Here is a 22,744-nt window from a genome sequence, read left to right as displayed (position 1 = left end):
CGATCATCGGACCAGGTGGGCGGAGTTTGTTCGGCGCACCTTGCCCGACGGTGTCTTCGGTATCGAACCCGGTGCGACAACGGCGACCGAGCGCGGTGTTGCCCCCACGCTGTCGCGGACGGCGCGGGTGACCTCCCGTTGGATACGTACGATGTGCTGGTCATCGTTCCAATCGGCGGACTCGACGGCGACCGCGAAACTCTCGCGGATTTCCCCCGGCTCGAGTCGCACTGCGACGGTGTTGCCCCGTCGGACACCCGCCACCGTCGCGGCGGCGCGTTCGATGTCGGTCGGGAAAATATTGCGGCCCGCGACGATGATGGTGTCCTTCTTGCGCCCACAGACGACGATCTCACCCGATTCGGTCAGGTAGCCGAGATCACCGGTCGCCAACCACCCGCCCTCGTTTCGCGCTGAGCTGTAACCGTTTTCGGTGAAGTAACCATCGGTAACCGTGGCACCGGAGATCAGGATCTCACCGACCGTTCGGGGCTGTGCAGATACTCCGGTGTCGTCCAGCACTCGTGCCTCGACACCGGGAACCGGCGCCCCTAGCGTCACCAGCAGCCGGGCGTCCGCACCCTCGGCCGGCGTCGCGCAACCGGTCGTCTCGATGGCGTCGGGCCGCACCGCATCGGTTTGCACGCCCTTACCGATCGGACTGAACGACACCGCGAGCGTGGCCTCCGCCATGCCGTAAGCGGGCACCACTGCACCTGCGGACAAACCGAAACGCGCTCCGGCCCTGATGAATTGGGCGACGGCGGTCGCATCAATAGGTTCGGCACCGTTCAACGCGAACCGCATACTGGACAAGTCGAATGCCCCATCCGGAGCCGACTCCATTCGCCGTGCCACGATCTCGTAGGCGAAGTTCGGCGCGGCGGTCATCGTGCCGTGATGTCGAGTGATGAGTTCCATCCATACCAGCGGTGAACGTAGGAAATGCGTCGGACTCACACACACCACCTCGACCCCGAACTGCAACGGCGTCGCCACGAACCCCACCATGCCCATATCGTGGAACAGCGGTAACCAGCTCACCCCGACATCTCTGGCCGGATCCATATCGGATGCCCGCGCGATGGCGTGACCGCTCGCGTACAGGTTGGCATGCGTGATGGCAACAGCTTTCGGGCTGCCGGTGGATCCCGACGTCAGCTGCAGTAGCGCCAAGGTGTCATCCGGAACATCGGTGGGCTCCAACGGTGTCGACGAATCCAGCCGGGCGATCGACACACTGAGCACATCGTGCTCGGCGAGGATGGTCGCCGCGCTGTCGAAGGGGGGTCCGATCAACACCAGTTTGGCGTCGATGACATCGAGGGATCTGATGGTGTCACGCGCCCAGACAGTCAGATCGGTTCGATGCGTCGGTTGATGCAGCATGGTGGCCGAGGCGCCGAGCAACCAGCAGGCCAGTACCGCTACCACGACGTCCTCGGGTTCACCGGCAAGAATGGCGACTCGCGAACCCATGGTCACACCCTGATCGGCCAGCGACTGCGCAGCACATCGACTGTGCCGCAGCAGCTCTGCCCAGGTCTTCCTGCGCAGCGCATCGGGATCGCCGTAGGAGAAACCCCGCTCGGAGGCACTGCTGGCCAGTACGTCATCGATAAAGCGCGACATCTAAGCTCCTCGTGGTTGATCGGCCGGTTGTCGGTCCACGCCCAACAACGTTGGTGGCGTGAGCCGCTCGCGTAACCGGCGGCGCCATTGCTCGTAACCGGGCTCGCCCGTGCCGAACGGTTGTGTGCTGGCCTCGTCGACGACCGCGACGACCGCATCGACATCGGAATTACAGAGCACTCGTGCTGCCGAAACCGAGCAATCCGGTAGGTACCCGGCATGAGCTCGCGCCTTTATCGCGAACGCGGCGCCCTGTGCCATATCCGCGACCGCGGGCCCGGCACGACGCTGCGCTGTGCGTATGTCGCTCTCCGCGACTCCACCGAGATAGGCGATGGCGGCACCGATGCCGCTCCACATGTCGGCCCGACGGGCTTTATCCATACGCTCGATCCGGTGGGCGATCGCCTCGAGATCCGCGTCGTTGACGAAGTACAACGCTCGCCCGACGCCCTGATCGACGGCGCGCAGGAAGTAGGAACTGTCACCTTCCCACGAGTACGGTTTGGGCCGCCACTGCCTGTCGATCCATCGCTGCGTCTGGAAAAACGCGCCGTCGAAACCGAATCCGTCGGCCGCCAGCCAGGTCAGATGCGACAACACCGCATCGTCGCCGAGGTTCGGCGTGCACCGTCGCCAAAGGAACCGGGGCAGTCGCGGCATCAGTAGCCCATAGCCGACGTAAGCCATATAGGCGTGTGGGGCACCCGGACCCTCGACGAATTGCCGGGCCAGGTGACGCCGCCGAAGGTCGATGAGGTCGCGGGTGACGAGCGCGGTCACCGCCCCTTCGTAGGCCAGGCTGCGATAGAACGGGTCGATATGGTCGAGAGCCGCTGCGAGGTCATCGATGTCGGCAATGTCTGCGCCCATCTCGAAACCCCGGATCACCTGCACGCCAACCTGTTCGAGTGTGCTGGTGATCGGTGCCGATGTCGGGAACCCACGGCGTGCGAACAAAGCGTCGGCCTGAGTGGGTACCGGCAGTATTCGGCGAAGAACGCGAAGTGCTGTCACGTGGAAGCTCCTGCTGCGATCGGATGGTTACGAACTGCGTCGGCGTAGCGTTACCGCACCGGTGAGCAAGGAAGCCGCAGCGAACGCTGCCACGACCACCAGGTCGATCCACATCGTGGTGGTCGGGTGTGGATACGTGCCTATCTCGGTGAGCCCCTGCGCGGCGTAGCGCAGCGGCACGACGTTGCTCAGCCCTTGCAAGAATCCGGACATATCCTCCCGCGGCCAAACGAGACCGCAGAGCAGCAGCTGCGGGATCACCAACGCGGGCATGAACTGCATGGCCTGGAACTCCGATTGCGCGAACGCACTGGTCAGCAGACCGGTCGATGAGCCGAGCACAGCCGTCGCGATGACGATCAGCAGCACTGCGGCGATGGACCCCTGCGATTCGAGCCCCAGGAACTGGTAGGCGACCGTGGCGGCCACCGCGGCCTGCACCACGGCGACCATGGCGAAGGCCAGTCCGTAGCCGAGCAGTAGATCCATCTTCGACAGTGGCGTGCTCATGAGTCGTTCCAACGTGCCGGTGGTGCGTTCACGCAGCATGGCGACGCTGGTGACCATGAACATCGACACGTACGGAAAGATGCCGAGCAGCATCAATCCCAATTGGTCGAAGATGTCGGGGCGACCGTTGAAGACGAAGCGCAGCAAGGTCAGCAGCACGCTCGGCACCACGAGCAGTAGCCCCACCGTGCGGCGGTCGTGGCGAATCTGGGTGAGCACACGCGCGGTCGTGTGCAACAGCATGTGGGCATTCACAACGAAACCTCCGGCCGGATCTCTTCGGAAACCTGGTGAGTCGAGAGGTGTTTCACGGTGGTGGACGATCGTGCTCCGTCACTGGACTCGATCAGCCGAAGGAAAGCGCCCTCCAAAGTGTCGGCTCCGGTTCGCCCCAGCAAGCCCGCGGGGTCGGAATCGGCGAGCACGCTGCCCTCCCGCATGAGCAGGAGCCGATCACAGCGTTCGGCCTCGTCCATCACGTGGCTCGACACCAATAACGTCGTGCCGTCATCGGCCAGGCTGTGAAAGGAGGCCCACAGGTCACGACGCAGCACCGGGTCGAGGCCGACCGTCGGCTCGTCGAGCACCAGCAGCTTGGGCCGGGCGATCAGCGCGCACGCCAGCGACACCCGTGCACGCTGTCCGCCGGAAAGCTTGGCGGTCAGCGTGTCTCGGTAGGTGAGCAGCCCGACATCCTCGATGGCCCGATCCACCGACTCGGCCTTCGTCCCGTACATCACCCCGAAGTAGCGGACATTCTGCCGAACGGTCAGATCGTCGTAGATCGACGGCGACTGGGTCACGTAGCCGACGTCACGGCGCAGCCGCCGATGCCCGGCCGGCTGACCGAGCACGGTGATCGTGCCTGACGAGAACTTCTGCACGCCGACGACGGTGCGCATCAGTGTTGTCTTTCCGCATCCACTTGGCCCGAGCAAACCCGTCACCGAGCCCTGGCCGACGGTGAACGAGATGTCGTCGAGGATCGTTTTCCGCTTCCGGCGCACAGTCACCGATCGGACGTCGATCGCACTCGACGACGAGTTGGCATCCGATGAATTCATCAGGCCGATCACCTCACTTTCAGACAGAGGAAGGATGTGACACTGTGCGAGGCCGGTCAGTTCGGATCAGGTGATCCGGTAGAAGCGGTATTGCAGACCGAAGCCTTCGGTAAATCGGCCCTCACCGACGAAAAGCGTCTGGTTGACCCATTCGTAGTCGGGATCACCGGTCTCCAGGTGCGGCAGCACCCGGAAGTATTGGTCCTCGAATGCGGTGGGCACCCCGTCCGCGAACGCTGTCTGCACGGCGTCGGTCATCTCGATCAGCCCATCGAATTGGGCGTAGATGATCGCACCGTCGTCGGTCTCGAATTGCACGCGTACATCGGCGCGCGCCCACTGATCGGTGCCGATCAGCACCCAGTCACCACCGCCGGGCAGCACGCGCCCGTTGATGCGCTCACCCTCCAGTTTTCCCTCACCGACTTCGATGAACATACGAATTCCGTGCGGGGTATTGCCCACCATGCGAGGAGGATGCAATGAGGCGGTGACTTCACCTTCGAGCTTCAGTTCCACGAGCTACTCCTCTGTGCGGTAACAGTCGTTGCGACGCAGGACCAATGACGAGTTGTGTCCGCCGAATGCGAAGGAATTCGTCAGCACGGCAGCGACATCGGAGTCGGTCGGCGCCGAGATGAACGCTGCGCCCGCACAGTCCTCGGCCACCTGGTCGAGATTGACCGACGGCGGGATCATCGATGTCTTGACGGCCAGCGCGGCAATGGCGGCCTCCAACGCGCCTCCCGCGCCGAGGAGGTGACCGGTCATCGACTTGGTAGAACCCACAACGGTTTTCGCGAGATCGGCACCGAAAACAGCACGCAATGCGGCCATTTCCGCGCGGTCATTGAGGACTGTGCCCGTGCCGTGGGCGTTGACGTAGTCCACATCGGTTGCCGAGATGCCCGCGTCGCGCAGCGCGCTGCGAATCGACCGAGCGGCGCTGGAACCATCGGCCCGCGGTGCGGTCAGATGGTGGCTGTCGTTCGTTTGACCGTAGCCCGCGATTTCGGCGTATACGGTCGCCCCCCGCGCGAGAGCGTGATCCATGTCCTCGAGCACCAGCACCGCTGCGCCTTCGCCCAACACGAATCCGTCGCGGTCGGCGTCGAAGGGGCGCGCGGCCTGCTCGGGACTGTCGTTGCGCCGCGACAGTGCCCGCATACTGGCGAAGCCCGCCAGCATAACGGGATTGACGCAGGCTTCGGATCCACCGACGACGCATGCGTCGGCGTATCCGTCTCTGATCATCCGCATGCCCTGGCCGACGGCGTCGGCCGAGGACGCGCACGCGCTGCTCGGCGAGTAGCTCGGCCCTCCGAATTCGTGGCGTTGGGCCACCACCGAGGCGGCGACATTGGACATTGATACGGGGATGAAGGTCGGTGGGATCCGTTCACCGTCCGGGTCGTTGCCGACTGTGGTGCGAATCGTGTCGGCCCCGCCGAGTGCGCTGGCGATGATCACCGCAACGTCCGACGGATCGGCGCTGAGCTCACCGGCGTCTTTGAGTGCCAGGTCGGAGGCTGCCATCGCGAGCTGACAGAAACGATCGAACCGGATGGCGTCCCTGCGTTCCATCCAGTCCGTCGCCGTGAAATCGTCGACCGTCGCGGCGATCCGGACCCGTTTGTTCGCAACGTCGAACGTGGTGATGGGGCTGACGCCCGAACGACCTTCGAGCAGGTTGTCCCACAGCACGCCGGGATAGTTTCCCACCGGCGACACCACACCGATCCCGGTGATGGCGACCCTGCGCCGCGCGGTCACCGCGCGCGGCAGGCTCGGCGCGCTCATGACGATGTCGCATTCGGCTCGAGATCGAACAGGCGCTCCATCTTCATCGCGAGCTGCACGTTGCCCGCCACCCGCAGATCACCCCGCGACATCAGTTCGACACCGCGCGTCGCACCGCAGGCCAGCGCGACGAACGCCGATGCGGGTGCGGTAAGTGTCGCCGCCGGTTGCGCGGAGAAGGCGCCCTTTTCGCCGATTGTGCAGCTGTCGGGGGTCAGCTCGACGTCGCGTTCGAGTTTGCCTTGCGAGCGCCGGGTCACGGCCCAGCGAATCACCGCACGCTCGGGCAGACCGCCGCGATAGAACGTCGGCATCAAATCGAATGCCGCGACCAAACCCGCTGTGCCGGTGTCGGTCTCGAGATGGTCCGCGAGCCGCTGTGCGGAGATGCTCTCGATCGCGCGCTTGACCCGACCCCGGTCATTGCTGAGCAGATCCGCGGCGAGCTGCGGATCGACGCCGGAGGTCTCGTCCTGGGAAATGTCGGTCATGCGGTCACTGCTTTCTCGCCGAGTATCGAGTTGAGGTATCGGGCCAATTCGCCGTGCGGATCCGCACCGGGCAATATCGCGCCGATGTGGCCGTCGGGACGCACGACGACTGCCGCCGCGTCGGACAAACCGAAGACCCCGATGGCGTCGTCGCGGAAATCGTGTAAGGCGTCCGAACGCGGTACCGGGGACACCGGCCATACCCGCAGCGGTATGTCACCGAGCACCGACGCCCACGCGCCGAACGAGTCCCGCCATTCGGGCGCGGCTTCGACGGAAGTCAGCAGCGCGAAGGCCCCGTCGGTCAGATCGGCGACGGCCGTGCGTCGGCCATCCTCTTCCAGCCACAGATGTGGTGCGACGGCACCGACTATCACTCTGGGGTGATAGTCGACCACGTCCGCGACAACCGGTTGCGGGTGGTCTTCGTCGGTGGAGTAGACGAATCCCCTTGCCTGACCGTAGAAGTCGAAATGCGGCCGTTGTCGTTCGATGCCGTCGGCCAGTGCGGCGGCCTCGCTGATCTCGGGGTCGGATCCCTTTCCGGATCCGATCAGCGACCGTGCCGATGTGAAGAACTCGTCCATGGCAACGGCGTTGTGCACGCTGCGCGCGGCGTTGAAGTCCGCGACGCGGCGGCGCTCGGGTTCGTAGGTGTTCAGCAGCCGCGGACTCGACCAGCCACGCAGCACACCGTGCAGCTTCCACGCGAGGTTGTGCGCGTCCTGGATGCCGGTATTCATGCCGAAGCCACCGGTCGGCGGGAAGCTGTGCGCCGCGTCGCCTGCCACGAATACCCGTTGGTGGACGTCACTCCACCGGTCGACGGCCGTCGTACCCATCGCCCACGTCCGGACCGACTCGATCGTGATGTCGATGTGGGCCGCACCGATCGCCATTCGGACCAGGCGCTCACATTCGCTTTTGTCGGGCATCGCCGATGGGTCGATGTCGATGCCGGTCAGCTCGAGCAGCCAGGTACCGCGCTGCGGCGAGACGGTGATGAGCACCCCCTGTATGTCATCGTTGATGACCCAGTACAGGGCGCTCTGCTTGCCTGCGACCGCCGAGCCGAGATCGGCGGTGAAATGGATGTCCAACATCGTTCCGAGCGGTGCGCAGGCCTGGACTGTAATGCCGACGCGCTCACGCAACCGACCGTGAATTCCCTCGGCGAGGACCACGTAGGAAGCGCGTAGCGCGGAATTGTCCGCTCGTACCGCGCCGACCCCATCGGCGTCGACGATCAGATCGGTGATCTCCACACCCGACTCGACGCTGACGCAGGGGTAGTTGGGTAACTCACGCAGCAAGAGCGTCTGCAACTCGTTCTGCGGACAGATCAGCGGCAGCACTGGACTCGCCGACACCGTCCGCATGAGTTTCTCGGCATCTCCCACCATGTCGATCTCGCCGAGTTCAGCACCGACCAGGGTGGTGTGGAAACTGACCCGACTGGACGCCTCCAGACTGGTGCCGACCTCCTGTGCCGGGCCGAGCAGTTCGAGGTCCCGCAGTATTTCCGCGGTGCGAACATTGACCATCGTGGCCCGCGGATGTGTGGACGCACTCGATCGGCTCTCCACCAGGTGGGTGCGAATCCCCGTGCGGCCCAATAGATGTGCGGCGATCAGGCCGGTCGGACCACCACCGACAATCAATACCTCGCAGTCGTCGACACTCATAGTGGCACCCCGTGTCGAGGCCGCACGGGCACGCCGTCGTCGGCAACCGCGTACAGCGTGCGGTCGAGATACTTAGTGATGGCGGCGTCCACTCGATGACGAAAAGCGATGCGCGCCACTGTGGCTACCGGCAGGCCGATTGCGATCGCCGAACCCAGCGCGCTGACGAAAACGGCCAGTGCTGCTTTCTCACCGATCCCACCGGGCCTGGTGTGGCGGCGGATCCGTCCTGCCGCGAATCGAAATGCCGCGCCGGCCAGCAGGTCCGGACCGATCACCGCGGCATTTTCGCGTGCTGATTCGGCCCGCACCAACACCTCGGGCATCACAGCGGTGACCCGCTCGCCGCTGGCAGCGCCTGCCTCGACCAGTTGCCGACCGAGCCGACGCAGCCGTTGATGCTCGGCATCGGGCACACCGGCGGCACGCAGACCGAACGACGCCTCCCGCCGGCCCAACAACAACCACCGCAGGGTGGTGAACAGTGACACAAGTTGATTGGCGGTATCCGTAACCGCGATAACACCGATTTGGCGAGCACCCGCGGCGGTGAGCATGGTGCGCATACTCACCGCCGCGGACGCCCACATATTGCGGCATGCGATGAACTGCACGACCGGCAGATCGGTCACCAGATCGGGGTAGCGCCGCACCAGCGTTCGCATCGGAATCGACGGGTTGAGGTACCACACCTGGTGCGCGACGAGCACGAGATCTACATCATCGCCTGCTGGTCGACCGCCGTCCTCGATGGAGATGTCCACGGTCGCCTCGGCGTCTGCGGCCTCCGGAAATACCCCGAAGAAACGACCGAGTGACCACGGAAACGGAAAGTCACCGGAGGTGGTGACTTCGATCCACCGGACGTCGCAACCGGCTTCTACCAGTGGCTCGAGAAAATGTTCGAGACACTCACGCAGTTGTCCGGTCTGCGAAAACCAATACACCGCGATCACAGCCGGTTCGGCGCCGACGTCCCGCACGGGCAGATCCCGAGGCGCAGCACTCATGAGCCCGTGCCGCCCACTGCCGTGAGATGCATGTACGAAATCGCGAAACGCCCGGATTCCGGGACCATGCACAGCAGCGTGTCGCCCGGCGTGATGAGCTCGTCGCGCAGCATTTCGTCGAGGATCACGAAAATACTTGCGCTGCCGATATTCCCGACCCGGGTGAGATTGCTGTACCACACCTCGGGCCCCGGCCGTGGAACGTCGCGCCGCGACAATTCGCCGAGCACCATCGACTTCATCCGCTCGCTCGAATAGTGCGCCGGAATCCATTTCAAAGTAGTCGGGTCGAATTTCCCGTCGTTCAGCAAACGCTCATACTCGTCGATACCGACCTTTACCAGATGTGGTAGCAGCGAGAGTCGCTGTCGTGCGACCAGAGCACCGGCGTCAGCGGCTTCCGTTGCGTTCGGATAATCCATCCAGGTCTTCTCGGCATCGTTGGACTCGCTGCCGAAATACATGCACGCTTTCTCGGTATTGGCGTACGAGGTCAGCGAAATCCAGTCGATGCGCAGGCTCACCCCGTTCGATCTCGGCTTGTCCTGGACGACCGCCGCTCCCGCGCCATCGGAGAGCATATACCGCAGAAACGCGGTCTCCATGGGCAGCGAACCTTCCTCGGTCCGGCTCTCCAGCGACTTGTATCGACTGCTCTTGAATCCACGAGAAGCGAACTCGCTGGCGACCGCGACAGCGGCTGCCTTCTCGCCGATTGCCACCTGCAAGTAGGCGTTCTTCAGCGCCATCATTCCCGAGCTGCAGATGCCGTGCGCGGTGACGATCTCGCACGGCGGATATGCGAGGCGGCCATGGACCATACTCGCGTGACCCGGTCCCATCAGGTCCGGTAGCGTCGTGGCGGCGGCAAGTAACTGTAAATCTTCCGCAGCGATCTCCGATCGCTCGACGGCATCCTCCACCGCCCGAGCGGCCAACTCCGTATTCGAGAACACAGTTCGCTGTTCCCGATCCAGGGCGTAATAGCGAGTTTTGATACCACTATTGGCGAGAATCGTGTCCCGAAGAGCAGAGCTCGCGTTTCCCGCTTTGCCAATAAAGTCTTCGATTTCGTCGTTTGTTACCGGCTCGCCCGGAAGAAAGCGACCAGTACTGGTGATATATGCGGTCACCGAATTCTCCAATGCTGTCGAATGTGACACTCGGTCCTCTATAGGGACTTCGCGCTGGATTCCTCCGAGCGTGACCGCACGGTATCGACGAGTTCGCCGAAAGTCTTGATACTGGCGATTCGCTCGTCATTCAGCGAAATCGTGTACTTTCGCTCCAATATGTCCGCAATGCCAAGCAGGCCGAGCGAATCCAGACCCAGTTCCTCGAATGTCGCGGAAGGGTCTACCTTGTCGATCTCGATGCTGTAGTGGTTTTCCAGATAGTCGGCGATGTCGCCGTACACGTCCGTTTCGAGGCTCATCAGGATCTCCGATTCACTGTGCAGATACGGCTCTAGCGGGCCAATTATTTGCAATGAACGTAGCGACAGCATTGTCGAACGCGGCGACGGCAATGTCGCGTTCAAGTCGACTTTCTTCCAGGCGCGGCGTTTCCTTACCGCATAGTCACCGTATGCACAACACGACAAGTGCTTCGAGGATCTCCCCTATCCGGCCCCGCCTGACATCGCGCAAGTCGACTTGCGTATGACCATAATCGGGTCGGCCCAACTGCGCAACACGAGTTGCTGTGACTCAACTCATCCATAGTCAGATGTAGTAGGGGGTTGCGGTTTGGGGTCGAAACCTGGTGGTGGCGAAGCGGATCCACCTGGGAGGGGGCGTAGCGCCTCGCGCATACCCGCGTTCTGCGCGCGATCCTCGAGGCTCTGCACGCGGCAGAACGAGCATCGCGACGACCTGCCGACAGCGATGCGGTCATCATCTGTCGGGTGCCATCCGGTGCTGAGTGTCATCCGGCGGACCCTGGTGCAGAGCATTCGATGCGCCACGACAAGATCGGCGAGCGCTTCCTCCAATCGGTCCGGATCTACTTGCCCACAATCGAATTCGAGATCCAGATTTCTTCCGACCCGTCCGGCTCGACGCGCCGTTCAACTCCAGTCCCATTCGGTAAAATCTCAATAAAATCCCACTGCCGGGCAATGCGCTCTCGCGTCGTTATACTGCGCGAATGCCTGAAGAGTTGAGCGTGTCATCCCAGGTCAAGAGCACGACAGACATCGTTACTTCCGTCCGTGACGCGGTGCTGTCGGAAATCATGAATGGCACCCCGGTACACGCTGTGTCTGTCGCGGCGGTCGCTCGGCTCGCCGGCGTACACGAGACATCGGTCTATCGTCGCTGGAAGACCCGCGAACGCATGATCCTCGACGCGCTGACGGCGCGTAGCGAGGCGTCGCTGGTCGTACCCGACCACGGCTCGCTCCGCGAAGATCTGACGGATCTCATGAAACAGGCGTGTGATTATCTCGGCAGTCCGGTCGGGCGATCTCTTTTGCAAATGAGTGTTGTCCCGACGGACAACCCCGCTGTGGTCGAGGCGCGGCGATTGTATTTCGACACCCGGCTTCGGGCGATGGCGCCTGTCGTCGAGCGCGCGATCACCCGCGGTGAGGTCCGGCCCGGAATCGCCGCCGTTGATGTACTCGAGCCATTATTCGCCTCGATCCAATTGCGTGTGATCTTGACGGGCAGACCGATAACGCCGGATCTTCCCGAAAAGTTGGTCCGCGTCGTGGTCGACGGAGTCCTGTCCGGGAGTTAGAGCCATGGCGCCATGCCCAAGGCGCGCTATCGCGCCAGCCGCGGCTCGAACAATCACCCTGCCGTCAGTGGCAGGCCGGTCGGTTGTGGGTCGAGGCATTCGCGATTCATTCGCTGAGCAGTAGTGCAGCGACGGCATCCGGGGCCTCGTGCATTGCGTCGTGGCCGGTTGGGAGGTCGTGGACCTGCCACTCGGGATCGGCTTGGAGTCGGGTGCGGAGTTCGGCGAACGGCGTCGTGTCTTCCCATCCCGAGCAATAGATGAACTCCTTGCGAGGGACTTGGGCGAGCGCGCCGGTGAGCCGGACCGTTTGCAAGAACGAGGCGAGGGGATGGGGACGGCGGCGAGGATCGCCGCCGTCCGGCGGTCGGACGGCGTAGCCGGTGCTCGCAGCGCCGGCGGCGAACACTTGTCGGTAGCGCTCGGTCGTTGAAGACCAGCACGACTCGCCGTCGCGCGGGACGTATGCGTCGAGATGCACCAGGCGTGAGACCCGGCCGCGGGCGCGGTCGGCGGCGGCAGCGATCACCATCCCGCCGTAGCTGTGACCGACCAGGGTCGCGGTGGTGATGTGGGCACGATCGAGGAGCCGCAATACGTCGTCGGCGTGCGTGTCGAGGTTGGCGGTCGCAACCGACGCGTCGTCGTCGTCTGACCGCAGACCGGTCAGGGTCAGGGCGTGAACGGCATGACCGGCACGCTCCAACAGCGGAACCACCGCCTCGAACGACCAGGAACCGTGCCAACCGCCGGGCACCAGGACGAACGTCGCCATGCGTTTCTCCTTCTCTCTCGAGCCGCGGCGTCGAGGCACGCTGTCTCGATGACATGCGGTTCGGTCGGGTGCTCTGCGTGACCGAGGACCACTCCGCATGAAGACAGTGTCACCAGATCAGGGTGTGGCTTGCTACCGATAGAATGCCAACAGATACCTGTTCGCAGCCAACCTCGCTGTTGAGGCTCAGTTCAGCCCGGCGATGAAGCGGGCGGTGTTGGCGCGGTGCGGGTACTGGTTCAACTGATTGATGTCTGTCGGGCGCGATCCGGGCAACTGTGCCTACTCGATGCCGAAGTCCTTGATCCTGCGGTAGATGGTCGCCCGCGATATCCCTAGTGCCGCGGCGGCTTCGGCCTTGCTGCCGCTGTTCTCCTGCAGGCTGCGCACGATCGCGTCGCGTTCCAGTGCCTCGATCCGGCTCAGTTTGCGCCGGGTCAGCGAATGGCATTGTGGTGGCAGGCTGTCGATGTGGATCAGACCGGATCGTTGCTGTGAAATGGTTTCGGCTAGCACCCGGCGTAGTTGGGCGACGTTGCCTGGCCACGATAGCTTGTTGAGCTGGCGCATGGCGTCCGGGGCAAGCCGGACTTCGGCGCCGTTGGTCAGCTCGCCCAGCAGGAAGGGGACCAGCTCTTCGAGGTCTTCGATGCGGTGCCGGAGTGCGGGCACGCCGACGGTCTGGCTGAACAGTGGCAGCAGCGAATCGAGAGCCGTAGCGGGCGTGGCCGAATGCATTGTTGCCGCGATCCATCCGCGACCGGCACAGGTCTGGAGTATGTCCGCGATCGGCTCGATCGCCTCGGTCGGCAGGCGGTCCATATCTTTGATGACAACGTTGAAATTGCTGTTGCCGGTTTCGGTGCGCAGCGCGGACAGCAGTCCCTCGGTGTCGGCGAAGTCGGCCGTCCGCAGCACCCGGGCCATCTTGCCGGGGCTGACATGCGCGACGACAGATTTCGCGAGTTTTGTTCGTCCGGAACCCTTTTCGCCATCGATGACCACCCATTCGCGATTCCGGCAGCAGCGTTCGACCTGCTGGCAGCTACGCCGCCACGAGCTGCTCCTACCGGCGATGCCGGGCAATGCGAGGGTGCCGTGTGCGATCGGGTGGTCCACGGCGCGGTCGATGAGCAGCTGAACGTGCAGGACTGTGTTGAAGCTGCTGCCACGTATCGAAATACGTTCGACTGCTGTCACTTTCGCGGTCTGCCCGCTCGGCAGCGGGGCCAGGAGGGCGCCGACGGCCCCGGGACGAACCAGGTCGGTCGAATATTGCAGCAACGCTCCTTGGTCGTGCGGGTCGAGAGCCTGGCGCAGGTAGTGGTTCATCAGCACCACGTCGCCACCGATCGCGAGCACGCCGAGCGGATACTGGCGGCATTGGCGCAGATACGTCTCCAGCAGCGCGGTCTCGGTTTCGCTGGCGAGCGCGCGGAGCCGGTCCTGGATCTGGCTGCTCGCGCTGTTGGCGAGGGCGAGCAGCAGCGGATCTGATCTGCTGGCCCAGCAGGTGAGATCGATGACGCCCAGCATCGAGCGCGTCAGCGGGTGGCGAATGGGCGAGCCTGCACACGCGAGCCCGCCGAGGGTGCCGAGATAGTGTTCGCCGCCGCGAATGAACGTCGGGGTGGCTGTTTCCAGGGTGGTGCCGATTCCGTTGGTGCCGACGAAGTCCTCGGCATAGCTGTAGCCGGGAGCGAGTTGCACACCGTCGAGTGTGCGCATGATTGTGGCATCGGCGGCGTAGCGCTCGAGCAAGAGCCCATCCGACGAGGTCAGGATGACGCTGACAGCCTGGTCGGCCAGGTCGCTCGCGAGCCGCCGCAGTACCGGCGCAGCGGCGCTCACCAGCGGGGAGTCGAGATTCGGGTCCCGCACATAAGGCAGCTCCACACGGTCGGGATGGATCTGCAGCGCGCGCGATCGGTACCACGAATCGAGCACAGTGTCGCGCACCGGCGGGAAATCGAGCGAACCCACGGTGAGGAATTGTTCGCGCGCCTTCTCTAGGCTCACGGCGACGTCGGCTCGAGGATCCGGCATCTGCTCATACCTCGGTGCTTGTTGCTCAACCCATGGTGGCGGCCATCTCAATGGATGACGCGCGTCTCAGATTGAGACCGTCAGTCTATCGCTTCCGCTGTGTTATGGGCACAAGGAGATGTGCTTCGCCCAGCAAAACCAGGAGGAAGACGTTTGAGCCCCCAGAGCCTCAGCAAGGCCCATCGAAAGATCACCGACCTATCGGGGGAGCCGACCTTCGCAGAGGTCCGATCCCGCGCCGAGCTGCCGGATGAGTTCTTCGCACTGTTCCTCGACCCGACCCTTACCCCTAGTCGCGCGTTCTGCCCCCAGCCAGACGACACCTTGGAACGAGCCCAGTTGGCGAAGATCGACCTCGCTCTGGCCCAGTGCGATCTGCGGCCGGGGATGACCTTGTTGGACGTCGGTTGTGGCTGGGGTTCGACCATGTTGCGCGCTATGGACACCTATGGGGTGAATGTGATCGGGCTGACTCCCAGCCGTGACCAGTACCGGTATGTGCGGAATCTGCTGGTCGACCGGGTGATCCGAGGGCGCCCCTATGGTGGGGTGCGGCTGCAAGGCTGGGAGGAATTCGACCGCCGCGCAGACCGGATCATGTGTATCGGCGCGTTCGAACACTTCGAACGAGATCGCTACGGCGAGTTCTTCGAATTCGCCTACCGCACAATGCCCGCCGATGGAGTGCTGCTGCTGCAGGCCATCGTCGGCGACAATCGCGACGAACTGCGTGGACACGGAATTCAACACACTAGCACCGATGACGCGTTCATGCGGTTCCTCACCGAAACCATCTTCGGCGGCGGCCCGCTACTGCCCCCAAGCGGACGCGATCCCAAAGGTGTCACCGCATACGCCGAAGACGCCGGATTCACCGTTACCGACATGCAGTCGGTGGGACCGCACTACGCCACCGCCCTCGACCATTGGGCCGATGCATTGCACAAGCACCGCGACCGCGCCATCGAACTCGCCGGACCCGATACCTACAACGCCTGCATCCGGTATTTGACTGGATGCGCCGACTACGCTCGCTGTGGCCGCATCGACGTCATGCAATTCGTCTGCACCAAACCCGGTACACCGCAGTAGGTGCCTAGCCCTGCGCCCACGCGTGGATCCGGGCGCCGCGGCACCGGGCGTGTTCCGCGCTCTCGAGCACGAACATGCCTGCCCCTTCGCCATCACCATGCTGCCGCAGTCCGGGCGGCAAGCCAGCCGGGGATTCGTCGTCGGCGCGCCCAGTAGCCGTAGCGTGCGTAGGCGCTGGCCGGCACGAAACCGTCGTCACCGACACCTCAGGCGAGGCCCGCCTTCCGTGTCGCCGACGAGGGCAACGTCCACCTGGCCGGAGGCAATCTCCGCGCGTCCATGCCGATCGCATCCGATGACGCGCCGGCCGTGCTCAGCGTCAGACATGGGCCGTGTGGGGACCAGTTCATCGCGATCTGCGCGGCCGCCATGTTCGGCTACACCATGATCATCAACTTTGGCGCGGCCGCGGCCGTCCGTGCCGTTCGACATCGAACTGGGCCCGTTCCAAGGTCTGACAGCCGACACTCCTGCCGACTACAACCTGGCCAAGAACCCGATCATCGACGAGATCTGCCAACGAGCCTTCGACCAGGCCACATCGACAAGCGTCGGCGCCTGGAACCGCATGGACTGGTAACCACCGCGTTGTGCGCGCTCGCCAGCCTCGCCACTCTTCGGGTTGGTCGGCGACGCCGTGCGCGGGTGCGCCCGGGCCGAGTTCGCCGATGGCGCGATGCCTACAACCCGGGCAGGGCCGCAGCGGACGAGGAGCCGGCCCGGTCTGCCGCGAGTGCCCCGGCCAGCGCCCAAGTGCGATGCTGATCGTCCGGGCCGGCCAGATCCGTCGTGGTCAGCACGACCTCGGTGGCGCCTGCGTCGTAGTAGCGCTGGATTCCGGCGGCGATGGTTTCCTCGTCGCCGATGAGTGCCAGTTCCGCTGCCCGCGAGGCACCTTCGAGTTCGATGACCCGGCGATAGGACGGCACCTGCTCGTAGAACGCCAGCTGTTGCACCGCCGTCGCACGGGTGCCCTCGACATCGGCGGTGACGACTGCCGGGACGAAGGCGACGATGCGCGGTGCGGTTTCCGACGTCTGCGTGATCACCGGCACGATGTGCTCGCTCAAGGTCTTCGGGCCCGCCAGATACGGCAGGGTGCCGTCGGCGAGTTCGCCGGTGACGCGTAATGCTTGCGGCCCCATCGCGGCCACCAACACCGGTACACGCGGTTCTGCCCCGGGAACCGCGGTCGGCAGCGGCGGTGTGACCGTCAGCAGTTCGCCGTGGAAGCCGGCGGTGCCCGTGTCGAGCAACTCCCGCAACCCGATGAGGAACTCGCGCAAGCGGGTAATGGGCCGATCGAAGGCTGTGCCGAACGCGCTGGCGGCGAGCGCCGAACCGACGGCCAGACCCAGGTGATAGCGCCCGTGCGTCGCGGCTTGGGCGGTCTGCGCCTGAGAGGAAACCAGCAGCGGATGGCGGCCGACCACGGGGATGGCCGAGGTGCCGACCTGTAGGCCCGGCACCTCCCGGCCGACGATGGCGGCGAGGGCGGGGGAGTCGTAGTCCATCCGCTGTCCGAACCACACCGACCCGATACCCAGCTCGGCGACCGAGCGGGCCTGCGCCACGATCTGGTCGACGTAGTTGCCCGAATTCGAGGCAGCGAGCGCAATTCCGAGAGTCATGCCAAGGGCAACCCGCGTGCGTGCGCGCCTGTTCCTGAACGGTGAGATGAAATCAGCTTGATCACAAGGATTTTCGTCGTCTGGGAGACTGTGGGCCGATCTTCTGAGGAGGGGACGCGCCGATGTGGTAATGGCGCCAACCTGGTCGTTGCCACCGGACCGTCGACCTCTCGCGTCGAGGACTCGCTGTCGTCAGCCCGACCGCCACGCGACGCGCGTCCGGACCTGCTGGAGCGGTCGTCGACGGCTCGGTACCGGTTCAACCTCTGACAGGGAACCTCATGGATACCTTGCACGGCAATGTGTTCGGGTGTCATTCGCCGGTCTGGTCGGCGGCGAAGCGGGTGGCGATCTCGGTGGCGGTCACTTTAGCCAGCTCGACGAGGAACGGGAGTCGCTCGGGGATCATGAGTGTGGTGGGGCCGCGCAGGCCGAGGGCAAAGCGGGCGTCGCCAGCTGGGGTGAGGATCGGCAGGCCGATGGTGCGGAAGTCGGGGTCGAGTTCTTCGTCGTTGTAGGCGTAGCCGCGGGATCGGGTGCGGGTGAGTTCTTCTCGCAGTTCGGCGGGGGTGGAGACCGAGCGGGCGGTGCCTTCGTCGTAGGGCAGGGTGGTCAGGAAGTCGTCGGGGGTGTCGGACCAGGCGAGCAAAGCTTTGCCCAGGGCGCTGGCGTGCAGGGGAAGTCGAACGCCCATGAGGCGGTGGCCGTCGCTGTCGCGCCAGCGGCTGGTGCCCAGCAGTACGGCGTGGATGCTGTGGCGGATGGCGACCGAGGCGCTGGCGCCGGTGGTGGTGGCGAGCTGTTCGAGGCTGGGTTCGGCGAGGTAGATGCGGTGCTGGCGGTAGGCGATCTGGCCGTATTCGGCTAGGGCGCCGCCCATGCGGTAGCGGCTAGAGGTTTCGTTCTTGTCGAGGAATCCGGCCTGCACGAGGGCGCTCAGTAGCCGGTGGGTGGTGCTGACCGCCAGGCCCTGCTGGCGGGCGATCTCTGATACGCCGCGTTCCTCGCCGCCGCGGAAGCAGTCCAGCACAGACAGGGCACGGGCGACGGTCTGCACTCCGGAAGCTTCCACGCCGGGGACGGTAACACGGCGCGGCGGTGCCGCTGGGCGACAGTCCTTTCCGATATGTGGAAACTGTGGCGTTATCTGGGTTCTGCTCACGGCGAGCGAAAAGCGGGGCGGCAGATTGTGTTTCACCCGGTCGACCGAAAATAGGTGTCCAATAACGCTTCCATTGTGTACGTGTCAAGCCTTCCGATCCTCGGAAAGCATTACCTCGCAACGCCGCGGCTGCGCCCCTACTGTCGCTGCTCATTGATCGGCTTCGATCCCTGACTCGGAAGAGGTATTCCACGATGTTCTGCACGCGCAGGCCAAGCCGTTGGCGTCTCGCGCTCGCGCTCGCCCCCGTCGTTGCTCTGGTGGCGGCGTGTAGCTCGGGAACCGCCACCGAGGCGGGCTCGCGGGCGGAGCTGGTACTGAAGGTGGCCGACCCCGGCAATTCCGGTCCGCTGGCGGTGGCCAAGCGCGACGGTACCTTCGACAAGGCGCTCGCACCGCTGGGCGCGAAGGTCGAATGGGTCACGACCACACCGGGATTCAGCTCCATGCTGAAACTGTTCAACACCAAGGAACTCGATGTCTCCGGTGCCGCGTTCAGCCCGGTGGTCGGCGCGCTGTCCAAGGACGTGGCCGTGCGTATCGTCGCGGTGCAGGACCCGGCGGGCAAGGATCAGAGCGGCATCATCGCCGGCAAGGATTCCGGCATCCACTCCGTCGCGGATCTGGTCGGCAAGCGGGTCGCGGTGAACCCGGCTGCCAAGGGCGAATACATCCTGCTCAAGGCACTGGCGCAGGCCGGTATCCCGGCTGACAAGGTGACGCGAGTTCCGTTGCAGCAGAAGGACGCCGCCTCGGCGTTCGCGACCGGCAAGGTCGATGCGTGGGCGTCGTTCCTGGTGCCGTATCAGGAGGCCAAGGCCAACGGCGGCGTGGAGATCGCCACCGAACAAAGCATCGGCTCCAAGGACAACTCGGTGGTGGTGTTCCGCACCGAGATCCTCGACAAGCGGCCCGAAGTCGCGGCCAAGTACCTCGAAGTGCTGCAGAGCCTGACCGCTCAGCAGCACGACAATCCCGCCGGGTTCGAGAACGTCTTCGAGCAGACCGGTCCGCGCGCGATCAGTGGTGCGCGCCTGGCCGACGCTCTGCGGGTCGGGGCGGAGGCGACCGTGCCGCGGCTGCCGGCCGACTCCGATGCCACCGATCTGGCCGATGTAGTAAATCTGTTCGCCGACAACGGCGTGATTACCCGCAAGATCAGTGCCTCCGACATCTTCTACGACCTGAAGGCCAAGCTCACTCCTGAGCAACTGGCCGCACTCGAGACGGGTCACTGACATGGCTGTGCTCACAGTCCCCGTCGCCGAGGAAGACCTCGGTGCGTTGGCTCCGCCGCGGACTCGGGTCGAGAAAGCACATCCGGCTTGGCTGTCGGTACCGCTGCGTGTGCTGCTGCCCGCGTTGATCGTCGCCGCCTGGTGGATCGGCTCGGCCACCGGTGTGCTCTCGCCGCAGGTGCTGGCCGGACCGCCCAAGGTCTGGTCGGCGTTCACCGAACTGCTGGGCAATGGCCAGCTGCTCGACTTCGCGGTGGCCTCGTTCACCCGGGCCGCGTTCGGTGTCGGGCTGGGCGTCGGTGTCGGGCTGCTGCTCGGCCTGCTCGCCGGATTGTCCAGCCTCGGTGAGGAATTGGTGGACTCGACCATGCAGATCGTGCGCGCGGTGCCGTTCCTGGCGCTGGTGCCCTTGTTCATCGCCTGGTTCGGCATCGACGAGCTGTACAAAGTGGCACTCATCGCTGTGGCCACAATCGCGCCCATGTACGCGTACACCTATCTGGGAGTGCGCAATGTGGACCGCAAAGTGGTCGAGGCTGCGCGCGGATTCGGTTTGAGCGGGGCGCGGCTGGTGCTGGAGGTGATCCTGCCCTCGGCGCTGCCGGGGATCCTCATGGCGCTGCGGGTGTGCTTGTCCATCAGCATCACCGGCCTCATCGCCGCAGAACAGGTCGGTACCACCGAGGGGGTGGGTTATCTGGTCACGTTGGCGCAGGAGTACAACCGCACCGACTACATGGTGCTGTGCGTGGTGCTGTACGCGGTGCTGGGCTTGATCTTCGACGCCGTGGTGCGGTTGGCCGAACGGTATGCGATGCCCTGGCGGCGGCAGTTGGCAATCCGATGACCGCCGTCGAACAGTCACCGCGTGCCACCGCGCCGGTCGCCGTGCGGATCACCGGACTGCGCAAGGCCTTCGGTGACAAGATCGTCCTCGACGGGGTCGATCTGACCATTCGCCGCGGCGAGTTCGTGGTCCTGCTCGGCCCCAGCGGCACCGGCAAGACCACCCTGCTACGCCTGCTCACCGGCCTGGAAACCCCCGACGCCGGGCAGGTACTGGTGCCGACGGTGCGCACCACCGTCTATCAGGAGCCGCGGCTGATCCCGTCCAAGCGGGTGCTGGCCAATGTGACGGTGGGGCAACGCCGTTCGAAGCAGACCCGGGAGGCGGGCCTGCGCGCGCTGGCCGAGGTGCATCTGGACGGTAAGGCCCGGCAGTGGCCGTCGACCCTGTCCGGTGGTGAAGCCCAGCGTGCGGCGCTGGCGCGGGCGCTGGTGCGCGAACCCGAACTGCTGTTGCTGGACGAGCCGTTCGCCGCGCTGGACGCGCTGACCCGGTTGCAGATGCAGGACCTGGTGGGGGAGTTGGTGACCCGCCATCACCCGGCGGTACTCATGGTGACCCATGACGTGGACGAGGCGGTGCGCCTGGCCGACCGGGTGCTCATTCTCGATCACGGCCGGTTCGCGGTGGACACCGAGATCGACCTGGCCCAACCGCGCGACGGCAACGACCCTGCCGCGCTGCGCTATCGCGCGGCCTTCCTCGCCGAACTCGGCGTCGGCACCGCGCCCTCGAAGAACTCAGGAGCATAGATGACCAACACAGCACAGCCCGATCCCGCCGGCACCCTCTGGTACACCCGCTGCCCGGTGCCGACCGCCAGCGGGCTGGCTCACAGTCTGGGCTGGCTGGGCGAGATCGCCCGTACCCACGGCCTGGACTTCGGGGTCCTGCAGGACGCCGGCCCGGAGCTGGCCGCCCGCCACTTCGACCACACTCTCGAGGGTTTGGTGCGTGAAGGCGGCAACGTGCCCGCGCTGGCCGCGCGCGCTCAGGGCTCACCGACCCGGCTGATCGGGCTGACCTGGATCGACGAAGCGCAGGCCATTCTGGCCGGCCCGCAGTCGCCGGTGCGTTCACCGGCCGAACTGGCGGGGCTGCGGATCGGCATCCCGGCCTGGGCGCAGGATCAGGCGCGCAGCTTCCCGCGAGCGATGGCACTGCACGGGTTCAACAGTGCCCTGCGACTGGGTGGGCTCACCTTCGCCGACGTGCAGGTCGTAGAACTGGGTGTGGAGCGGGATCCGCAGGTGCGCACCGAGGTTCAGCAGCGTGCCCGGTCCATCACCTGGGGCGCCGAGGAGTTGCTGCGGGGTGAGGTGGACGCCATCTACGTCAAAGGTGCCCGCGCTCAGGAAGTCGCCGCGCAGCACGGGCTGCGGGTGGCGGTGGACCTGGACGCCACCGACACCAAACGTCTGCGCGTCAACAACGGCACCCCGCGCCCGATTACGGTGCATCAGGATCTGCTCGACACCAACCCGGACGCGGTGATCGGGTTCTTGGCTCAAAGCCTGCGGGCCGCGGACTGGGCGACCGACAATCTCGACGGTGTGCGGGAGGTGCTGCAACGCGAAACCCTGTCCGGGCCTGAGGGAGTCGTGGCCGCCTACGGCACCGAGTTCCATCGTGGTCTGCATCCTTCGCTGGATCCCGAACGCGTGGAACTACTCGGGGTGCAGAAGCAGTTCCTCTATACCCACGGTTTCCTGGCCGCCGATTTCGACCTCGACTCCTGGGTCGCCCACGAGCCACTGGCGCGGGCGCGGGAGCTGGTCGCCACCGGGAAGGTCGCGGCATGACCGAGTCAGGGCCCGGAGGAGGCAGCGCGCGTAACCACGGAGGGCTCCTCGGGCATGCCAGAAAGGACACCGCATGACCGAGTCAGGGCCCGGAGGAGGCAGCGTGCGTAACCACGGAGGGCTCCTCGGGCATGCCAGAAAGGACACCGCATGACCGAGTCAGGGCCCGGAGGAGGCAGCGTGCGTAACCACGGAGGGCT

22 protein-coding genes are annotated in these 22,744 nt (G+C 64.9%); 7 read left to right on the top strand and 15 right to left on the bottom strand.

What is annotated here, in order from left to right:
* Positions 1-3 precede the first annotated feature (3 nt).
* From AB0J47_RS31645 to AB0J47_RS31595, 11 genes are all read right to left on the bottom strand, one after another.
* Complete coding sequence (locus tag AB0J47_RS31645) at positions 4-1,632, bottom strand: fatty acyl-AMP ligase (protein WP_364354379.1); 1,629 nt, start codon at positions 1,630-1,632, stop codon at positions 4-6.
* Entirely contained in the window at positions 1,633-2,649 is a 1,017-nt protein-coding gene (locus tag AB0J47_RS31640) for a DUF1702 family protein (RefSeq protein ID WP_364354376.1), read from the bottom strand.
* Positions 2,650-2,676: 27 nt separating this feature from the next.
* Positions 2,677-3,402, bottom strand: coding sequence for an ABC transporter permease (locus tag AB0J47_RS31635; protein ID WP_364354373.1), 726 nt, complete (start codon positions 3,400-3,402; stop codon positions 2,677-2,679).
* 8 nt (positions 3,403-3,410) lie between these two features.
* Complete coding sequence (locus AB0J47_RS31630) at positions 3,411-4,223, bottom strand: ABC transporter ATP-binding protein (protein ID WP_364354370.1); 813 nt, start codon at positions 4,221-4,223, stop codon at positions 3,411-3,413.
* A gap of 66 nt (positions 4,224-4,289) precedes the next feature.
* Complete coding sequence (locus AB0J47_RS31625) at positions 4,290-4,742, bottom strand: DUF3237 domain-containing protein (RefSeq protein ID WP_364354367.1); 453 nt, start codon at positions 4,740-4,742, stop codon at positions 4,290-4,292.
* Between the two features lie 3 nt (positions 4,743-4,745).
* A complete protein-coding gene (locus AB0J47_RS31620) occupies positions 4,746-6,023 on the bottom strand; it encodes a beta-ketoacyl-ACP synthase II (RefSeq protein ID WP_364354364.1) in 1,278 nt (425 codons plus the stop codon).
* A complete protein-coding gene (locus AB0J47_RS31615; protein ID WP_364354361.1) occupies positions 6,020-6,514 on the bottom strand; it encodes an SCP2 sterol-binding domain-containing protein in 495 nt (164 codons plus the stop codon). The genes AB0J47_RS31620 and AB0J47_RS31615 overlap by 4 nt, the downstream gene beginning before the upstream one ends.
* A complete protein-coding gene (locus AB0J47_RS31610) occupies positions 6,511-8,199 on the bottom strand; it encodes an FAD-dependent monooxygenase (protein ID WP_364354358.1) in 1,689 nt (562 codons plus the stop codon). The genes AB0J47_RS31615 and AB0J47_RS31610 overlap by 4 nt, the downstream gene beginning before the upstream one ends.
* Positions 8,196-9,209, bottom strand: a complete 1,014-nt coding sequence (locus AB0J47_RS31605; RefSeq protein ID WP_364354355.1) for a hypothetical protein — start codon at positions 9,207-9,209, stop codon at positions 8,196-8,198. The genes AB0J47_RS31610 and AB0J47_RS31605 overlap by 4 nt, the downstream gene beginning before the upstream one ends.
* The gene (locus tag AB0J47_RS31600) at positions 9,206-10,342 is read right to left on the bottom strand and encodes a 3-oxoacyl-ACP synthase (RefSeq protein ID WP_364354352.1); all 1,137 of its coding nucleotides are present in this window, start codon (positions 10,340-10,342) and stop codon (positions 9,206-9,208) included. Before AB0J47_RS31600 ends, AB0J47_RS31605 begins: the two co-directional genes overlap by 4 nt.
* A 38-nt stretch (positions 10,343-10,380) precedes the next feature.
* A complete protein-coding gene (locus tag AB0J47_RS31595) occupies positions 10,381-10,644 on the bottom strand; it encodes a phosphopantetheine-binding protein (RefSeq protein WP_040699456.1) in 264 nt (87 codons plus the stop codon).
* Positions 10,645-11,357: 713 nt separating this feature from the next.
* Here AB0J47_RS31595 and AB0J47_RS31590 point away from each other — a divergent pair.
* Entirely contained in the window at positions 11,358-11,951 is a 594-nt protein-coding gene (locus AB0J47_RS31590) for a TetR-like C-terminal domain-containing protein (protein ID WP_364354349.1), read from the top strand.
* Positions 11,952-12,057: 106 nt separating this feature from the next.
* Here AB0J47_RS31590 and AB0J47_RS31585 read toward each other — a convergent pair whose 3' ends face one another.
* Positions 12,058-12,726 carry an alpha/beta hydrolase family protein gene (locus AB0J47_RS31585; RefSeq protein ID WP_364354346.1) on the bottom strand — a complete coding sequence of 223 codons (669 nt, stop codon included), beginning with the start codon at positions 12,724-12,726 and terminating at the stop codon, positions 12,058-12,060.
* Between the two features lie 282 nt (positions 12,727-13,008).
* Positions 13,009-14,772 carry a helix-turn-helix domain-containing protein gene (locus tag AB0J47_RS31580; protein WP_364354343.1) on the bottom strand — a complete coding sequence of 588 codons (1,764 nt, stop codon included), beginning with the start codon at positions 14,770-14,772 and terminating at the stop codon, positions 13,009-13,011.
* Between the two features lie 153 nt (positions 14,773-14,925).
* Here AB0J47_RS31580 and AB0J47_RS31575 point away from each other — a divergent pair, with 153 nt between their 5' ends.
* Positions 14,926-15,864: a class I SAM-dependent methyltransferase gene (locus AB0J47_RS31575; RefSeq protein WP_364354340.1), complete on the top strand. Its 939-nt coding sequence runs from the start codon at positions 14,926-14,928 to the stop codon at positions 15,862-15,864.
* 397 nt (positions 15,865-16,261) lie between these two features.
* Entirely contained in the window at positions 16,262-16,444 is a 183-nt protein-coding gene (locus AB0J47_RS31570) for a hypothetical protein (protein ID WP_364354337.1), read from the top strand.
* A 100-nt stretch (positions 16,445-16,544) separates the two neighbouring features.
* On the opposite strand, the gene AB0J47_RS31565 is transcribed toward AB0J47_RS31570, so the two are convergent.
* Together AB0J47_RS31565 and AB0J47_RS31560 are read right to left on the bottom strand one after the other, a co-directional pair.
* Positions 16,545-17,495 carry a TIGR03564 family F420-dependent LLM class oxidoreductase gene (locus AB0J47_RS31565; protein ID WP_364354334.1) on the bottom strand — a complete coding sequence of 317 codons (951 nt, stop codon included), beginning with the start codon at positions 17,493-17,495 and terminating at the stop codon, positions 16,545-16,547.
* A 313-nt stretch (positions 17,496-17,808) separates the two neighbouring features.
* Positions 17,809-18,567 carry an IclR family transcriptional regulator gene (locus AB0J47_RS31560; protein ID WP_364354331.1) on the bottom strand — a complete coding sequence of 253 codons (759 nt, stop codon included), beginning with the start codon at positions 18,565-18,567 and terminating at the stop codon, positions 17,809-17,811.
* Positions 18,568-18,851: 284 nt separating this feature from the next.
* Between AB0J47_RS31560 and AB0J47_RS31555 the strand changes: the two genes are divergently transcribed.
* The 4 genes from AB0J47_RS31555 to AB0J47_RS31540 are packed head-to-tail and all read left to right on the top strand — an operon-like array spanning position 18,852 to position 22,544.
* Positions 18,852-19,895 (top strand): NrtA/SsuA/CpmA family ABC transporter substrate-binding protein, encoded by a 1,044-nt coding sequence (locus tag AB0J47_RS31555; protein ID WP_364354329.1) that lies wholly within the window; start codon positions 18,852-18,854, stop codon positions 19,893-19,895.
* A 1-nt stretch (position 19,896) separates the two neighbouring features.
* A complete protein-coding gene (locus tag AB0J47_RS31550) occupies positions 19,897-20,742 on the top strand; it encodes an ABC transporter permease (RefSeq protein ID WP_364354327.1) in 846 nt (281 codons plus the stop codon).
* Positions 20,739-21,494, top strand: a complete 756-nt coding sequence (locus AB0J47_RS31545) for an ATP-binding cassette domain-containing protein (protein ID WP_364354324.1) — start codon at positions 20,739-20,741, stop codon at positions 21,492-21,494. Before AB0J47_RS31550 ends, AB0J47_RS31545 begins: the two co-directional genes overlap by 4 nt.
* A complete protein-coding gene (locus AB0J47_RS31540) occupies positions 21,495-22,544 on the top strand; it encodes an ABC transporter substrate-binding protein (protein WP_364354321.1) in 1,050 nt (349 codons plus the stop codon).
* Positions 22,545-22,744: the final 200 nt, after the last annotated feature.

The organism is Nocardia sp. NPDC049737, assembly GCF_040674755.1.
GTDB lineage: Bacteria > Actinomycetota > Actinomycetes > Mycobacteriales > Mycobacteriaceae > Nocardia.
Note: the sequence above shows the minus strand (reverse complement) of the source record. Positions and strands in the feature narration are given on the sequence as shown.

Coding starts and splice junctions, on each gene's coding strand:
- AB0J47_RS31580 (WP_364354343.1), bottom strand. CDS start 14,772: ATGCCGGATCCTCGAGCCGACGTCGCCGTGAGCCTAGAGAAGGCGCGC.
- AB0J47_RS31545 (WP_364354324.1), top strand. CDS start 20,739: ATGACCGCCGTCGAACAGTCACCGCGTGCCACCGCGCCGGTCGCCGTG.
- AB0J47_RS31620 (WP_364354364.1), bottom strand. CDS start 6,023: ATGAGCGCGCCGAGCCTGCCGCGCGCGGTGACCGCGCGGCGCAGGGTC.
- AB0J47_RS31550 (WP_364354327.1), top strand. CDS start 19,897: ATGGCTGTGCTCACAGTCCCCGTCGCCGAGGAAGACCTCGGTGCGTTG.
- AB0J47_RS31540 (WP_364354321.1), top strand. CDS start 21,495: ATGACCAACACAGCACAGCCCGATCCCGCCGGCACCCTCTGGTACACC.
- AB0J47_RS31635 (WP_364354373.1), bottom strand. CDS start 3,402: ATGCTGTTGCACACGACCGCGCGTGTGCTCACCCAGATTCGCCACGAC.
- AB0J47_RS31605 (WP_364354355.1), bottom strand. CDS start 9,209: ATGAGTGCTGCGCCTCGGGATCTGCCCGTGCGGGACGTCGGCGCCGAA.
- AB0J47_RS31645 (WP_364354379.1), bottom strand. CDS start 1,632: ATGTCGCGCTTTATCGATGACGTACTGGCCAGCAGTGCCTCCGAGCGG.
- AB0J47_RS31610 (WP_364354358.1), bottom strand. CDS start 8,199: ATGAGTGTCGACGACTGCGAGGTATTGATTGTCGGTGGTGGTCCGACC.
- AB0J47_RS31595 (WP_040699456.1), bottom strand. CDS start 10,644: ATGAGCCTCGAAACGGACGTGTACGGCGACATCGCCGACTATCTGGAA.
- AB0J47_RS31585 (WP_364354346.1), bottom strand. CDS start 12,726: ATGGCGACGTTCGTCCTGGTGCCCGGCGGTTGGCACGGTTCCTGGTCG.
- AB0J47_RS31590 (WP_364354349.1), top strand. CDS start 11,358: ATGCCTGAAGAGTTGAGCGTGTCATCCCAGGTCAAGAGCACGACAGAC.
- AB0J47_RS31615 (WP_364354361.1), bottom strand. CDS start 6,514: ATGACCGACATTTCCCAGGACGAGACCTCCGGCGTCGATCCGCAGCTC.
- AB0J47_RS31555 (WP_364354329.1), top strand. CDS start 18,852: ATGTTCTGCACGCGCAGGCCAAGCCGTTGGCGTCTCGCGCTCGCGCTC.
- AB0J47_RS31565 (WP_364354334.1), bottom strand. CDS start 17,495: ATGACTCTCGGAATTGCGCTCGCTGCCTCGAATTCGGGCAACTACGTC.
- AB0J47_RS31630 (WP_364354370.1), bottom strand. CDS start 4,223: ATGAATTCATCGGATGCCAACTCGTCGTCGAGTGCGATCGACGTCCGA.